Source organism: Acidobacteriota bacterium (genome assembly GCA_016716905.1).
In the GTDB taxonomy this organism is placed as follows: domain Bacteria; phylum Acidobacteriota; class Vicinamibacteria; order Vicinamibacterales; family SCN-69-37; genus SYFT01.
Genome location: JADJUS010000004.1, coordinates 1,306,837 through 1,320,862, shown reverse-complemented (window position 1 = coordinate 1,320,862; position 14,026 = coordinate 1,306,837). Strand labels below are relative to the sequence as shown.

Here is a 14,026-nt window from a genome sequence, read left to right as displayed (position 1 = left end):
CCTCAACGCCGCGGTCCTGGCGGCCTTAAAACCCAGGCCGCCCTACGAGGACGGTAGCCCCTACAGTCCAGCCGGCAGCGCCACCGGACGTCCCCCAATCGCGCCGGCAGCCTCGAGCAGCGCGCCGAAGAGCCCCGGCCCTTCGGGAATCGACCAATGGGTGTCATCGAACAGCCGCTGCGCGAAGGCCACCATCGTTAGTGACTCGGGGAGACGGAGGTAGGACGGATCGAGGTCGCCCAGGCGCACCCGATCCAGGCCGTCGGCGTCCTTGAGCAGGGCGATGAGCGGCCAATCCGGGTCGGCCCGGTCGGGCTCGAAGTGATTCGGCTTACAGTGCAGGGTCACCGCCCGTTGCAGGCCGGGTTCCTCAGCGTAGTGAAGCCCCCGAGAGGCCAGGGTCTGGGCGAGCGCCGCTGACGTGCGCCACCGTTCGACCGCGTCGGCGCCGTGCCGGTGGCACACGCCATCGTGCGTGCGGGCCAGGTCGTGCAGATACACCGCGCCCCACAGCCGGGTGGCCAGGTGCGTCCACCCGGTGGCCTCGATCAGCCGGAACGCGTGAATCATGACGCGCGCCACATGGCGCTGTCCGTGAAGGTGGCTCGGGTGTGTGAAGAGGTCCGGCGTGGGGACGAGTTCGGCGGTCGTCATGTCGTCAGGGCCAGCGGGCACGTGACATCCGGCCGAGGTGCCGCAAGCCAGTGGCTACGCGACGTCGACCGTGGCCACTTGGGTCGTGGGTCGAGGCACTGGGAGACCGTCCTCCCGCATGCCCTTGAGATGGAGGGCGATGGCCTCCTGGATCAAGCGCTCGGCCTCTTCGCGGGTATCCGCCACCGCCACGCAGCCAGGCAGATCCGGCACGGTGGCCCCGAAGCTGGTGGGCCCTTGTTCGATGAGCACGGCGTATGTCATCGCTTCCTCCTGCTCCAGTCTAAACCGGCTTGGCGATAGATGCTGCGCAGGGTGGTCAGAGTCAGGTCGGCACTCTCCCGCCCTGCAACAGTGACGCGACCCTGCCGACTCGGATGTTTGAATTGGCGGTGGCTGCCCGTCTGGTCGACTTGGTACCAACCCTGAGACTCCAACTCCTCAATAATCTCGCGGACCTTCACGAGCAGCCTTCAGCGCAAGGACTGGGCCAGCTCTTTGGGCCGCGATTTGTTTGCTTTCGACGCAGCCCGACCTCAGCACGGCGCAGTTTCTGCGTACTCACGCCGGGATGCATTGAACAATCTGCGCTCCCAGAGTTGACACCGCCCGCGCCATTGCGCACGATCGCCGCGGTGAGCCAGACGATTACCGCGCAACTGAAGAACGAAGCGGACGCCCTGGCTCGCCTGTGGTCAGTGCCCTCGCTACCAGACCGCGTCTCAATCCGACTGAATCGCCGGCTCACAACCACACTGGCCCGCTACAAGCGAGATACCAGAACAATTGAAGTCGGCGTCCGGTTCCTCGCCCTTCGGTCGCGCCGGAGCGAAGTGCTGGCACACGAGCTGGCGCACGCCGCCGTACACATTCGACATGGCCACGGCGCATCGGCTCACGGCGAGGAATGGCAAGCCCTGGTGAAGGCGGCTGGAGTGGCGGCTCGAGCGAAGATGACCACTGCCCGAGTCCCCGTCGCCAAGCGAACAGGGGCCACGTCTACGCGATACGAGCACCGTTGCCCGGTGTGCCACATGGTTCGAATCGCAAAGCGACCGGTGACCGGCTGGCGGTGCCGGGCCTGTGCAGAGGTGGGCCTCGATGGCGCGCTCGACATCACGAGGACGACGCGCGCGCGATGACGGCCCCCATCGCTCCAGACTCACTGTGCCCGTTCTGTGCGCCCAGCACGGACCAGGTGATCTACGAATCGCCTCTGGTCATCGGGATGTGGGATGGCTTCCCGGTTTCCCCAGGTCACACACTGCTTGTGCCCAGGCGGCATGTCGCCTCATGGTTCGACGCCACTGACGAAGAGAAGCTGGCCCTGGTCCAGGCGATGGACTGGGCGAAGGCAATGCTCGAGCAGCGCTTTGCCCCGCACGGCTACAACATCGGGATCAACGCCGGCCGCGCGGCTGGGCAGACGATCTTCCACCTGCATGTGCACGTGATCCCAAGGTACGAGGGCGACGTTCCCGACCCACGCGGCGGCGTGCGTCACGTCATCCCCGCCAAGGGGAACTACCTGCTCGGCGCCACGCCCAGTGCTGTGCCTCCAAACGCCAAGGCCGGAGTCCTGTTAACGACCGGCGGCGCCACCGATCCGTTGCTCCCTCAGCTGAAGCTTCAGCTGGCAACGGCCACTAACGTCGACATTGCTGTCGCCTTTGTGATGAAGAGCGGCGTTGACCTGCTTCGAAGTGCGATGGCCGAGACGCTCAGTCGCGGCGGCCACGTCCGGCTGCTGACCGGCGACTACATGGACGCCACAGATCCCGTGGCCCTCCTGCAACTCCTTGACCTCTCCCCGGGTTCGGGCTCAATCGCTCGCCGCGTGTATCAGACGACCGCCGGGTGGACCAGTGGGGCCGGCCTGCCCACGGCCTTCCACCCGAAGGCCTACATCTTTCGCCACGCCGATGGCACCGACACGGCATTTGTCGGCAGTTCCAACATGAGCCGGTCTGCACTTCAGGACGGCGTCGAATGGAACTACCGCGTCGTCGAATCTCGTGACGAAGAGGGTTTTGGGGAGATCCGCAGAGCCTTCGACGCCCTCTTTCACGATCCGGCAACGACGGCTCTCACCAATGAATGGGTGGACGAGTACAAGGCGAGGCGTGCGGTTCGGCCCATGGCCATTCTGCCTGACGCACCAGCTCCACCAGCCGCTGAGCCCCTGAACATCCCAGACCCTCATTCCATCCAGCGGGATGCTCTTGTGGCCCTACAAGCCAGCCGGCGCGATGGAGCCACAGCCGGCCTCGTGGTGCTGGCCACGGGTCTTGGCAAGACGTGGCTGAGCGCCTTTGATTCCCGCGAATTCAAGCGCGTCCTGTTTGTTGCGCATCGAGAGGAAATCCTGGACCAGGCGATGGCGACGTATCGTCGCATTCGGCCAGAGGACTATCTCGGTCACTACACCGGCGATGAGAAACATCCCAACGCCAATGTGCTCTTCGCGTCCATTCAAACGCTCAGCCGGCAAACGCATCTCGATCGTTTCCCCGAGGATCATTTCGACTACGTCGTCATCGACGAATTCCATCACGCCTCAGCGGCCACCTATCGGCGGCTGTTGCAGCACTTTCAGCCTCAGTACCTGCTTGGCCTGACGGCCACGCCTGAGCGGAGCGACGGGGCCGACCTGCTTGAGCTCTGCGGCGGCAACCTTGTCTTTCGCTGCGACCTCGGACAGGGCATCACGCGCGACCTTCTGTGCCCGTTCGATTACTTCGGGGTGCCGGACGAAGTTGACTACACCAACATTCCCTGGCGAAGCCGCAGGTTTGACGAAGAAGCTCTCACAACGGCGGTTGCCACCATTTCCCGGGCTGACAATGCGCTTGAGCAGTTGAACCTGCGCGGTGGTCGACGGGCACTTGCGTTCTGCGTATCGCAGCGGCATGCCGACTTCATGGCCGAGTTCCTTCGGCGGCACGGCAAGCGGGCGGCGGCCGTTCACTCCGGCCCCACAAGCGACCCCAGGACACTGTCGCTGGAACGTCTGCAAGCCGGCGAGCTGGATGTCGTCTGCGCGGTGGACATGTTTAATGAAGGCGTCGACCTGCCCGACCTCGATACGGTGATGATGCTCCGGCCAACGGAGTCCAAGATTCTCTGGCTGCAGCAGTTCGGTCGCGGATTGCGAAAGGCGTCGCCCGACAAACGCCTGGCCGTCATCGACTACATCGGCAATCACCGAACGTTCCTGCTGAAGCCTCAGACCCTCTTCAACCTGTCACCGGGCGATCAGAACATCCAGAATCTCATCGAGCAGTACCAGGCCGGCACAGCCCAGATACCGCCAGGCTGTTCGGTGACCTACGACCTGGCGGCCATCGACATTCTCAAGGGCCTTCTGAGGTCTACGCCGACGCCATCAGAAGCACTGCGAATCTACGTGCAAGACTTTGTGGACATCCACGGTGTCCGTCCCACCGCGCTCGAAGCGTACAGGGATGGATATTTGCCTCGGTCAGTGCGAGGGAACTTCGGGTCGTGGTTCGGGTTCCTGAGAACTCTGAAGAGCCTTGCGCCAGATCATGAGCGAGCTGCAGCCGAGGCCGCAGCGTTTCTCGACGCGCTTGAAGTGACTCGGATGACCAGGAGCTTCAAGATGGTCACTCTCCTTGCGATGCTCAATCGGGATGCGTTTCCTGGGTCCATTCGTCTTGATGACCTGGTGGCAGCGGTTCGCCAGGTGGCCGAGCGTCAGGCAGATGTCTTCGCCGATTTCGGCAGTGCGCTCGCCACCGACGTGTCGCTTCGCGCGCACCTCAAGGAGAATCCCGTCAAGGCGTGGACATCCGGCGCCGACCATGACGGCCAGCCCTTCTTCACCGTAGACGACGCGGTGTTTGCATCGACGGTGAATGTCCCCGCCCAGTCTCGGTCGGCACTGCAGGAGCTCACGCGAGAACTCGTGGAGTGGCGCCTTGCGGAGTATCTGGCCAGGCCCGAGGTGGCGGAGGGCAGCTACCTCATCAAGGTCAATCAGGCGAACGGCAACCCCATACTCATGCCGCTCAATCGTGAGAGCCATCCTGGCATGCCTGAGGGATGGACGGACTTCACTGCGGACCGCACGACCTATCGAGGCAACTTCGCGAAGATCGCCCTGAATACCGCATCACGACAGGGAGCCGAGCGCAACGAACTGCCGGCCCTGTTGCGCGGTTGGTTTGGCGCTGATGCCGGCGCGCCGGGCACTCGCCATCAGGTGTTGCTCACCAAGGCTGGCGACACCTGGACGATGTCTCCCACGGGAGCCGGGGTCGTGTCTCCCGTGTTGTGGAAGAGCTACTCCAGGGAACAGATTCCTCGTCTCTTCGGACTGGAGTTCAACACGGCCGTGTGGCAGCAGGGCTTCGTCCCACGGGGCGACAAGACCTTCCTCCTGGTGACGCTCGACAAGAGCACAGCGGCTGACCAGCACAGGTACGAGGATCGCTTCCTGTCGCCCACGGAGTTTGAGTGGCAGAGTCAGAACCAGACGAGCCAAGACAGCAAGCCTGGCCGGTCCATCCGCGACCACCAGGCGCTTGCCATTGAAGTCCTCTTGTTCGTCCGCTATCGCTCGAAGACGAAAGAGGGCAAGGCGAGTCCGTTCGTGTACTGTGGCCCGGTCGAGTTCATGAGCTGGGACGGCGATGGGCCGATCACGGTGAAGTGGCGCCTTCGTCAGGAAGTGCCTGAACGGCTGCGGAGCGACTTTAGGGTGCCTGGGGAGTGAAAGTGCATGGCGAAGTAGCCAGCGACGACCAACTCGACTTCACCCTGCGTCCAGTCAATCCTCATGCCCTGAACACGTGCTCGTTGTGCCACTGGAGAAATGCGGCATCCGGTAGATCTACCTGCCGCTTTGGCAAGGCAACCGCCGTTCCGTGCAGTGGATAGTACGACTTGCCGTTGCTAAAGTGCTCCTTCAACTGCCGACTCACTTCGATTCGGTGCTCCGGCGTCACCGTCATGTATCCGCGGTCAAACAGTCTGTGCATGTCGGATCGAAGCAGGATGCCATTGCGCACCTCGTGCTCGCCGTCGTCTCCATACGGCCTGATGTGGGCGGCCTCGAGCGCCGGCAAGGAATGCTCCCCCGTCATCGCACACGCTCCGCCATAAGCCTTTGTCACTGCAAGGCGGAACGTGCCTTGCCCAAGCCTTGGTGCCACCAGCACCGGCTGTCCGTATCGGTCCGCGCCCGCGACAACCGCCAACCCTTCAACGCGCAGCTGGCATTCGCGCCACACGCGGGCACCCTCGCCAGTCGTCAGGTCATAGCCCGCGTAGCGCAGGTTGTTCTTCTTCCAATCAGTCGGCTGTGGAATCCAGAGTTCGGGCGGGAAGAAGACCGGACGCGAAAGAATGATGCACCCGATTTGGTCGAGGGAGTCTCGGCCCTGAATGTCGCTGCTCTTTCGGAGTCGTTCGATCTGGGCCTGCATCGCAGCGAGGTTAGGGGCGCCGTTGCCTTGCCCAAAACATTCCCATGCCAGCCACTCCGGCATCCGGTCAGCCCACGACACGACACCGTATCCGCCGATCGCGTTGTCGGGAGACTTCAGCTTGAAGAAGAACGGACTCCCAACAGGGCCTCTGAAGACGCTGTGGGCCGACGGGCTCCAGAAGTTCACTTCCTCCTGCGGCCCCTGCGATCGGAGGAAGTCGAACCAGCTTCTGTCGGTGTTGGCGATGTAGCCGGTCATCAGGTTCAGAAAAGGTACTGCCAAGACTGATGGGCGTCAACATTGACGAAACCATTTTGATGCTTGTCGACACGGGCGCCTCCCGCAGATACACTCCCAGCAATGTCCGCGACTGGTCTGCCTTTGATGACTTCACGCGCCCAGTGGAGACAAATTTGATGTCTTGGGTGGGCGTCAACGAGTGGGCAGCTGCAATTGAGAAACACCTCGGTGTGGAACGCGACTGGCTTGGCCAGCGCCGCGCCCAATCCGATGAGCTGCTCGCCGATCTCGGGGGCGATCCTACGGCAAGCGATTGGACATCATTCCTGCCCCTGCGTCGCGACCGTGAGGAGGACTGGTCCGACTGGCTTGCGCAGCTCCTCATGGAATCCAACACGGGTCAGCTTGCGGTCGCATTGTTCGGCTCGTTCGAGGGCCGCGGTCCAGAATCGTACGTGCGACCGGACATTCACCGCGAGGTTCTTCATGAAGGCTATCGCGCCGACCTTGTTATCCAGTGGCCGGATTCGTCGTACACACACGTTGAAGTCAAGGTCGGCGACCCGAACCTTGGCAAGACGTTTGAAACCGCCCACAAGATGCAGCGGCGGTTCACATCATTAGCGCGACGGTCCGACGTCGTACTTCTGCTCCCCACTCAAGAAGATGCTTGGAGCGCGGCGTGTGGTGTCCAGCCGGGCATGCACGATCGAGTTCACTGTCTCAGTTGGCATCACGTCGCCAAGGCCCTCCGGCGTGCCTTACCCTTGGATGTAGGTGAATCCACACGGTGGCGTGTGTGGGCGCATGCTTTCTGTGGCGCCATTGAGCAAGACCTGCTCCAGGTGAGTTCCTGCACAGCGGCTGCACAGTGGCCGCGTTCATTGAGTCTTCATGGGCTGCGCGTCGCCGTGGCCCTATTTCGCTAGATGGGGTGTTTTTGATGCTCGATGAAACAGGCAAAGCACAATTCCTCCGAGTTGGTTTGGAGCGGTATCCCGACGCACGAGATACGGTCGATTATTTCCAGGCGTCCGTCGTGGATGCGATCATTTCGGCATTCAGCGAGAAGACAACGTGGAAAAACTTCCAACCAAGGCGTGACGCAGAAGGCAACATGGAGACCGGCAAAGTGATTGGCTCAGGAGACCGGTACATCCAAGCCTGGGTTCTTGGCGCACTCCCACGTCTGAGCGAGACCAAGGAGCGAGTATGGCTCTCGCTTGGTCTCTACTGGAAACCGAAGCGGCTGAGCGCGCCGGTGGTGGCGTTCTCGAATGCCTGGACTGAGAAAGGCGTCATGGTGCCGTTCTCGGACGTCGCAGGCCGGGACAAGAGGGTGACTCTTGGCGCCGTGACAAAGAAGAGCGACCGACGCCTGTTTCTGGTCCCTGGAAAGGACTTCGGCCCCGAGGAGGCCTTCCTGCTACTGCTGGATTCCGCCGATGATGCCCTCGGAGATGTGACAGCCGGTCACTCTCATTGAATCGCGCGCGTGTTCCGTGGTATCCACTCCACATCTAAATCACTTCGCGAACTCCCAGTAATTCCCGTTAGGCACCGTCACTTGTCGAAGCCCGAAACGATCCGAAGGTGCGGCGCCATGTCGGAACAGTGAATGGACGTCGCCCAGTAGTTCCCTTGCGTCAGCGACATAACCATGCGCGAATCTCGTCAGGTCCAGATTCTCCACACTCACTGTATCCACACCATTGACAATGATTACCGGCGGCGTGAAGCCAGCTCGCGGGGCTGGTGAAGAAATCGTGAGAGACCGAGCGCCACGTCCCTAGGACACACGTACATCGTGGTCCTCTCGGACACCAGAGCATACGCCGCACTCAGATTCTCGAACAGGCCAGTATCCACATCTGCGGCCGCGATGACAATTTGGCTAAATCGCACTCCTGACGCTGTTCCAGCAGTTGAAGCGATTCTGTTGACTGCTCTCAAGAGCGCCCGATTGCCCATGCTATGCGCGATTATGTGAACTTTCTTCGCGCTCGAGTCCCTTGCGACTCTAGTCAGATAGTCGGCAATCGAGTTCTCGCTGGCCTCAACACTGGCAACGTCCGCGCCGTAGCCAAGGACTTTACCCTTCGATGGCCAACTGTAGAAAGCCATCACTCCTGAAATTCCAAGATCAACGCCCAGTTGGGCCGCGCGCCTGGCCGCATCCCTAAACGTCGTTCGATATCCGTGCAAGAAGACCACGGCGTCGCGCTCATCTTCGAGTGCGCCTGCCACAGCCGAGCGCAGTTGGTGCCAATATTCTTCTGCCGCTAACACAGCCACGTCCCAGACGACGAGTCGGTCATCTACCCCAGACCGCAGCCGCGTCCATTTGCTGCTCCCGATCGACCCTAGTTGGTGACTCTTCGGAATTGACACTCGACAAGTTCCCAAGCGGACCACGTCACTTCGATTCGTTCCGAAATCTACGACGGTCCCGGCCCTTAGAATTGGCGTCCGATTCGTTCCAAACCATACCGTGTAGTCTCGAATCTCCCTCTGCACATGGGAGCGACCCTTCTCCGCTTGAAGCCGTTCTCCCCCTCTGGGAAGTTCGTGCGGGATCCGCCCCGATATGTTCGATACCTCCATCTTCCAACGAACCGGCGCGTCGTCGCCAACGATTTTGGAGAAGTGCTCGGCCTCTTCCTTCGCGCCGAGGATTCCAACCTCACTGAATTGGTACGGGACGTTGATTCCGTCCTGACTGAGTTCAGTTCGAACGGTATAGCGAGAGTCGGCTGGACCTTGAACAAAGTGGCGAGCGATCAAAGTGGACCCGAAGGGAGGCTCGATGGTTCTCTCCACTTCGAGGTCCGGCGGCAGGCGTGCCTCGACGAGTACGGTCTCGAGGCCGTTTCGTGTCTGACTTGACAGCCACGCAGTCGCCGATACGCCGTAGGTTCCACTGAGCGTCTGGACTACGTGGATTGGACGGTTGTCGAAGAGGTGCCGAATGCTTTCATCCATGTGAGTCCAGCCTCCGGATTCCTGTCACTTGGGGGGCCTGCCAAGCCCGTAGAACCCCCGGACGAGGCGCGAACACGGCGATCCTTCGGTGCCGGGCAGACACTTTAACCCAACGCCACATCAATGCGCTCCATCACCGCTGTCCGTACAGATCCGCCCCAACTGCGATGCAACTGCCTCAAGGCTACTAAGGTCCACGGTGAACACACGGACTCGTATCGCGTCGTCGTCCTCGCCCCGGACCAGGAATTCTCTTTGAAGGCCCGGAGGGCCAAGAACCCTGCGGTGCGGATAGATGAGTACCGCCAGGCTCGTGGCATATCGATGGGCATATGCCAGCACCTGATAGATGTCTGACACGGAGACACCGAGATTCTCGGCCTTTGGGTCGAGCTCCTTCCACTTTGTATCGATCACCGCTTCGGGCTTCCCGTCAAGACGGACCACGATGTCTGGCTTGAAGAAGAAGGTCTTCTTCTTGCGGTTCATATCTGTCGCCAGGTGAGTGCTCTCCTGCAACTCGACTTCGCGCCCATTTCGTTCCAACGCCGCGCGCGTGAGCCGCCCGACGTATTCCTCGAACAGGACATTCATGTCCCAGACGACCGCATACGAACTTCGGTCGCCCTGGGCTGAGCGCCCCAGATCGGGACTGTGCCTACCGAGAATTAGCTTCGCGAGTGTCAGAAGGGGCTTCAACTGCTGACTGGTTCGATCTGTACGAATTCGAGCGCGCTGCTCCGCGGTTGGACCAGAGTCAGAGATCCCAGCCATTGCGTATCGAAGCTCGTTGACAAGACTCGCTGTTTTGCTTCCCTCAAGCAAGCGCCCTGCCTCGAGTAGCGCCCCCTTCAGAGTCCTGTTCAATGGCGTATCCTCTGAACGCTCATCGAAGATGCAGTTGAACTCCAGTGTTTGCTTGGCTTGCGCTCTCGCTTGCGCAGACCAATCAATCTTGCCGCGGACTCGAGGGATGACTTCTGCGCAAACAACGTACTCCTGTCTAAGGCCCCGCCGCACGGCACTAGCCAGCCGACGGCAGTAGAGCCGAGCGACCGCTCCAATGAACGGCTCGTCGCTCTCGGAGAAGTCGACGAGCTCTGACGCCTGGACCTCCAGGACCTGTGTCACGGCAAGCATGCCAAGGAGGCTCCGCCGGATGCTGACCGGGTCCGCAAGCGCGTCCAGCTTTGGAAGAATCTCTAATTGAAGGTCCCCAACTCGGACGAACCCAACGTACTGCTGGAGACGGAGCGCGCTTGGACTTTGCCAAACCGCAATCCTGGTGCCCATTCGCTCTGCTAGGTCCATGAGCGCACCAGCAGCCCCCAGGCTGATCGCCCCGAGCTCCTCGCCGCCAGACGCACCGACCTTCAGCTCACGCTGCTCGACGACGGTCAGTCTCACGAATAGATCTTCTGGATCGCTGCCGGCGAGATGACCGGGTTGACCCTGAACCGACGTCCCTTCTCCTGAGTCGTGCCGGAGTTCTTGGACGCCTGGAACACCTGAACGATCTGCAAGTCCGCCGGGGCTCCAATGTCATTAAATACGCGCTGGATGCGCTGCCAGTCCTCAAAGAAGTATTCCTGAAGCAGTGGAATAATCTGGCTCTGAAAACGAATCACCAGCTCGTCGAATGTATCGACTTCCATTAGATAGGAATGGCCGATGACGTGATCACGGTCAAAGAGATCTTCGATTCGGATGTTCATCGCCTCCAAGAGCATTTGCAGATCAATGCCCTCGACGTCCTTCCTCAGTAAGTCGAGTCGAGGTGTCATCTCTCTGAAGTTGAACCGGCGTCGGAGCGCGGTGTCCATGAGCGCGATAGACCGGTCGGCGGAATTCATTGTTCCAATTACATAGAGGTTCGGTGGCACGCCCAGCCACTCGCCGCTGTACGGCAACTCGGTCTCATGCTCGTCCGACTCCCCTAGTCGTTTGCTCGGCTCCAGCAACGTGATAAGTTCCCCAAACGTCTTGGCCAGGTTCGCCCGGTTGATTTCGTCGATAATCAACACGCAATTGGGCGCCTTGCCGCCTTCTCGGCTTGGAGTCACTAACTCCTGGAGCGCGGCCCACTTCACGGCCGCCTGGTCAATCAGGTAGATCGTCATCTGCGACAAACGCTTCGTGGATACGGCCGTTATGGGCACGCGGTCAGCAGACGTCCAGAGCCACTTCACGGCCCGACGATGCTCATATCCCTCCTCGCGTGCCAAATAGGCGTACGGCCCTGTAACCTGAGCGATGGCTCGGAAGTGAGTATTCCCATCCGACACGAGTACCAAGTCACCTGTCTTGACCTCGTGTTTGAAGCGATTCACCGCAGTGATGGCAAAGTCGTCGTCCTTGCCGTCGGGCCTCGCGGCCTTGTATTGCCGGCGAATCGCTTTCAGGTCGGCGCAATTCGAGAAATCGATACCGTCTCCGAACCCGTGGCAGATGTAGTCGTTCTCCAGGCAGTCCAGGTAGACCCAATCGTTTTCTCTTTTTGTGGAGTCGCCAAGGGACATCTTGTAGAGCTTCTTGCTCTTCACATCCACGGATACGCTCGACAGATCCTTGCCTTCGAAAAGCTTGCGAGCCTCGGCAACAACCTGCTTGAGGACTCCGGGCCGAACCGAGTACGTAACTTGGCCATTTTCCGTTGACGGCCGGATGCCCTCAACGAACTCTTCGTAGCTGAACGAAGGGTGGAAGGTGACAAATCGAATACGGCGGAGATTCTTGAGCTCGCGGTATCGGGCTGTAAGAGCCTCCCGGCTTTCAGGAACCACCCCGTCGCAGATTCTGACAGCCAACTCCGACGTCAGGTAAGTCTTCCCCGTGCCTGGCGGGCCAAACAGAATGAGATTCAGCGGCTGATCGTGGTCGCCCCCAGAGTCTGAAGACACTGTTGGATCGTCGGATTCCACGCCAGCGACCTGCTCCCAGACCTCGGTAGAGAGCTCCATGAGGTCTCGATCGCCGCGGAACGACAGAATCGCTCGATGCAGCGCCGAGGTTTCCGCCGGGATCGTCCCGACTCTTCCCTTGAGCCAGGCCTTCAGTATTGCCCGTTTGAACACGGCGACCACACCCGGTTGCGCCCGATCTTGATAGTGAAACGCTATCTTCCACTTGTAACTCTCTCCGAGGTCTGCCGCATCAATCGCAGCGTAGTCGCCCCGAGCTGAAGCTTCGGCGACGCTGACGACGATTGATCGTATCTTCTTGAACGCAGTTTCTGGCGACGCTCCGTACTTCGTGTACCACCCATAGTCGTCGGTGTAGGAATCACCACCGCCGCCGGTCTTTGGCGTCTTATCCTTGCGAGAAAAAATCCCAAACTTGAAGGATGACCCGCCCCAAATGCTCCCCAACTTGTCTAGCCGCCGCTCCATCCAGGCGGTGAACGTGCGACCCTCTCCCACCGCCGTATATTCCTGAAGGGTCATCCTGCGCAGGCGCGCAATCGGCCATTCGGCCAAGAATGCATCCCACGTTTCTTCAAGCTGCGCGGTTTTTGCTGCGGCCATGTTGCTGTCTCCCCGTCTGTTTCGTTCTCTCGAGGCAATTCAGGAGCCGGACCTCACTCAAGCGAGGCCTAGTCCAGAAGGAGGCGGAGAATTTGCTCCACGTGCTCGTGTGCCCCATCTGGATACCAAATTGGCGAAATGTGGGCATCAGCCAGGCGCTGTTCCAGGACCTGCCGCTTCTCTGAATCCGCCGGGCAGCACTGCAATGCATAGTGGTGCGGCAGACTCTCCTGGCCCTCTTGCTGTCCAACCTTCATGAACGTCTGGACTGTCCGGTCAGCCGAGAGACTGCAACCCAGAAACAGGAAGCTGTAACTCGTGAACAGACGCCTGAGTAACTTCGGGAGTGGCTGGTCGAAATGGATATTCCCATCGTTGCCGTAGGCGAGGTCGTACTCCGCCCTATTCAGCACGCGTTCCGCGGGACTATCGAGGTTGCCATGTAGCTTCAGGAGGTAGCGCTCACCGGCCGGGATCGCGCGAAAGAATGCAGCCGGCTGCCCTCGTCCGGTCACCTTCTCGACGAATGCCTTTCCTCCGAACCGATAGGCGTCTTCGAGCACCCGATCAAAGTTCGTCGTCACAGCAGAGTTATCAAAGAGGGTGGGCAGCAGGCTCACAGCACCGCCGATCTCCTCTGGAGTCTTGAAGTCGCGCTCGAAATCGAGATTGAAGCGATTTTCCCCAAGAGCCGCCACAACGTCGTTCATGACACCTTCGTAGTCGCCACTCTCTTCAAGGCGCACTCGCATCGCAGCCGCATCGAGGCAAGCCTCGCCGCACAGTTGAAGCAGGTATTCTTTCCACTCCGGGCACCCCGCGCTCTTGGACATGCCGGCACCGACGAAGGGAATGACAAAGCCACGCTGGCAAGATCGCTTCAGTTCGTCGAACCGGACCAAATTACGCGAGAATTGGTCAGTGTTCAGGATGCGGGCTTTCTCCTCCTGGTCAAAGCGCTTGGCTTCCTGATCGTACAGATTGCGGTCGCCAAAATAGAAGGCCCGGCTGGGTTTAGCGAGCGACATTTCTTCGTCGCCGCGCTTGCAAATGACCTGGATTTCCTCGGACTCCACGTCGTCAATCACTTCGTCGAAGCGACGGTTCTTGCCAACGCCAGCGAGTTCATCGAGGGTCGCTTCGTGGTCAAAGGAGGGTTGGGAAGGCGGCATG

General features: G+C 60.4%; 12 protein-coding genes. 4 read left to right on the top strand and 8 right to left on the bottom strand.

From position 1 onward, the window contains the following. Window positions 1-60: 60 nt before the first annotated feature. From IPL75_09850 to IPL75_09840, 3 genes are read right to left on the bottom strand one after another with little or no spacing between them, the layout of a single operon-like run. Complete coding sequence (locus IPL75_09850) at window positions 61-675, bottom strand: hypothetical protein (GenBank protein ID MBK9240544.1); 615 nt, start codon at window positions 673-675, stop codon at window positions 61-63. Window positions 676-708: 33 nt separating this feature from the next. Next, window positions 709-918 (bottom strand): type II toxin-antitoxin system HicB family antitoxin, encoded by a 210-nt coding sequence (locus IPL75_09845; protein MBK9240543.1) that lies wholly within the window; start codon window positions 916-918, stop codon window positions 709-711. Next, window positions 915-1,118 (bottom strand): type II toxin-antitoxin system HicA family toxin, encoded by a 204-nt coding sequence (locus tag IPL75_09840; protein MBK9240542.1) that lies wholly within the window; start codon window positions 1,116-1,118, stop codon window positions 915-917. Before IPL75_09840 ends, IPL75_09845 begins: the two co-directional genes overlap by 4 nt. A 171-nt stretch (window positions 1,119-1,289) precedes the next feature. Between IPL75_09840 and IPL75_09835 the strand changes: the two genes are divergently transcribed. Both IPL75_09835 and IPL75_09830 read left to right on the top strand, forming a co-directional pair. Next, complete coding sequence (locus IPL75_09835) at window positions 1,290-1,796, top strand: SprT-like domain-containing protein (protein ID MBK9240541.1); 507 nt, start codon at window positions 1,290-1,292, stop codon at window positions 1,794-1,796. Further along, window positions 1,793-5,392, top strand: coding sequence for a DUF3427 domain-containing protein (locus IPL75_09830; GenBank protein MBK9240540.1), 3,600 nt, complete (start codon window positions 1,793-1,795; stop codon window positions 5,390-5,392). Before IPL75_09835 ends, IPL75_09830 begins: the two co-directional genes overlap by 4 nt. Window positions 5,393-5,453: 61 nt before the next feature. On the opposite strand, the gene IPL75_09825 is transcribed toward IPL75_09830, so the two are convergent. Further along, entirely contained in the window at window positions 5,454-6,365 is a 912-nt protein-coding gene (locus IPL75_09825) for an HNH endonuclease (protein ID MBK9240539.1), read from the bottom strand. 29 nt (window positions 6,366-6,394) lie between these two features. On the opposite strand from IPL75_09825, the gene IPL75_09820 reads away from it, so the two are divergent. Together IPL75_09820 and IPL75_09815 are read left to right on the top strand one after the other, a co-directional pair. Next, entirely contained in the window at window positions 6,395-7,276 is an 882-nt protein-coding gene (locus IPL75_09820) for a hypothetical protein (GenBank protein MBK9240538.1), read from the top strand. Window positions 7,277-7,287: 11 nt separating this feature from the next. Then, the gene (locus tag IPL75_09815; GenBank protein ID MBK9240537.1) at window positions 7,288-7,833 is read left to right on the top strand and encodes a hypothetical protein; all 546 of its coding nucleotides are present in this window, start codon (window positions 7,288-7,290) and stop codon (window positions 7,831-7,833) included. 236 nt (window positions 7,834-8,069) lie between these two features. Here the strand turns inward: IPL75_09815 and IPL75_09810 are convergent, their stop codons facing one another. From IPL75_09810 to IPL75_09795, 4 genes are all read right to left on the bottom strand, one after another. Then, window positions 8,070-9,329, bottom strand: a complete 1,260-nt coding sequence (locus IPL75_09810) for an alpha/beta hydrolase (protein MBK9240536.1) — start codon at window positions 9,327-9,329, stop codon at window positions 8,070-8,072. A 120-nt stretch (window positions 9,330-9,449) separates the two neighbouring features. Then, window positions 9,450-10,736, bottom strand: coding sequence for a hypothetical protein (locus IPL75_09805; protein MBK9240535.1), 1,287 nt, complete (start codon window positions 10,734-10,736; stop codon window positions 9,450-9,452). After that, window positions 10,733-12,853, bottom strand: coding sequence for an AAA family ATPase (locus IPL75_09800; protein ID MBK9240534.1), 2,121 nt, complete (start codon window positions 12,851-12,853; stop codon window positions 10,733-10,735). Before IPL75_09800 ends, IPL75_09805 begins: the two co-directional genes overlap by 4 nt. 68 nt (window positions 12,854-12,921) lie before the next feature. Then, a complete protein-coding gene (locus tag IPL75_09795; GenBank protein MBK9240533.1) occupies window positions 12,922-14,025 on the bottom strand; it encodes an SIR2 family protein in 1,104 nt (367 codons plus the stop codon). Window position 14,026: the final 1 nt, after the last annotated feature.

Excerpts from the sequence above, each read along its gene's own strand:
- IPL75_09830 (MBK9240540.1), top strand. The coding sequence starts at position 1,793 with ATGACGGCCCCCATCGCTCCAGACTCACTGTGCCCGTTCTGTGCGCCC.
- IPL75_09845 (MBK9240543.1), bottom strand. The coding sequence starts at position 918 with ATGACATACGCCGTGCTCATCGAACAAGGGCCCACCAGCTTCGGGGCC.
- IPL75_09820 (MBK9240538.1), top strand. The coding sequence starts at position 6,395 with ATGGGCGTCAACATTGACGAAACCATTTTGATGCTTGTCGACACGGGC.
- IPL75_09800 (MBK9240534.1), bottom strand. The coding sequence starts at position 12,853 with ATGGCCGCAGCAAAAACCGCGCAGCTTGAAGAAACGTGGGATGCATTC.
- IPL75_09825 (MBK9240539.1), bottom strand. The coding sequence starts at position 6,365 with ATGACCGGCTACATCGCCAACACCGACAGAAGCTGGTTCGACTTCCTC.
- IPL75_09795 (MBK9240533.1), bottom strand. The coding sequence starts at position 14,025 with ATGCCGCCTTCCCAACCCTCCTTTGACCACGAAGCGACCCTCGATGAA.
- IPL75_09810 (MBK9240536.1), bottom strand. The coding sequence starts at position 9,329 with ATGGATGAAAGCATTCGGCACCTCTTCGACAACCGTCCAATCCACGTA.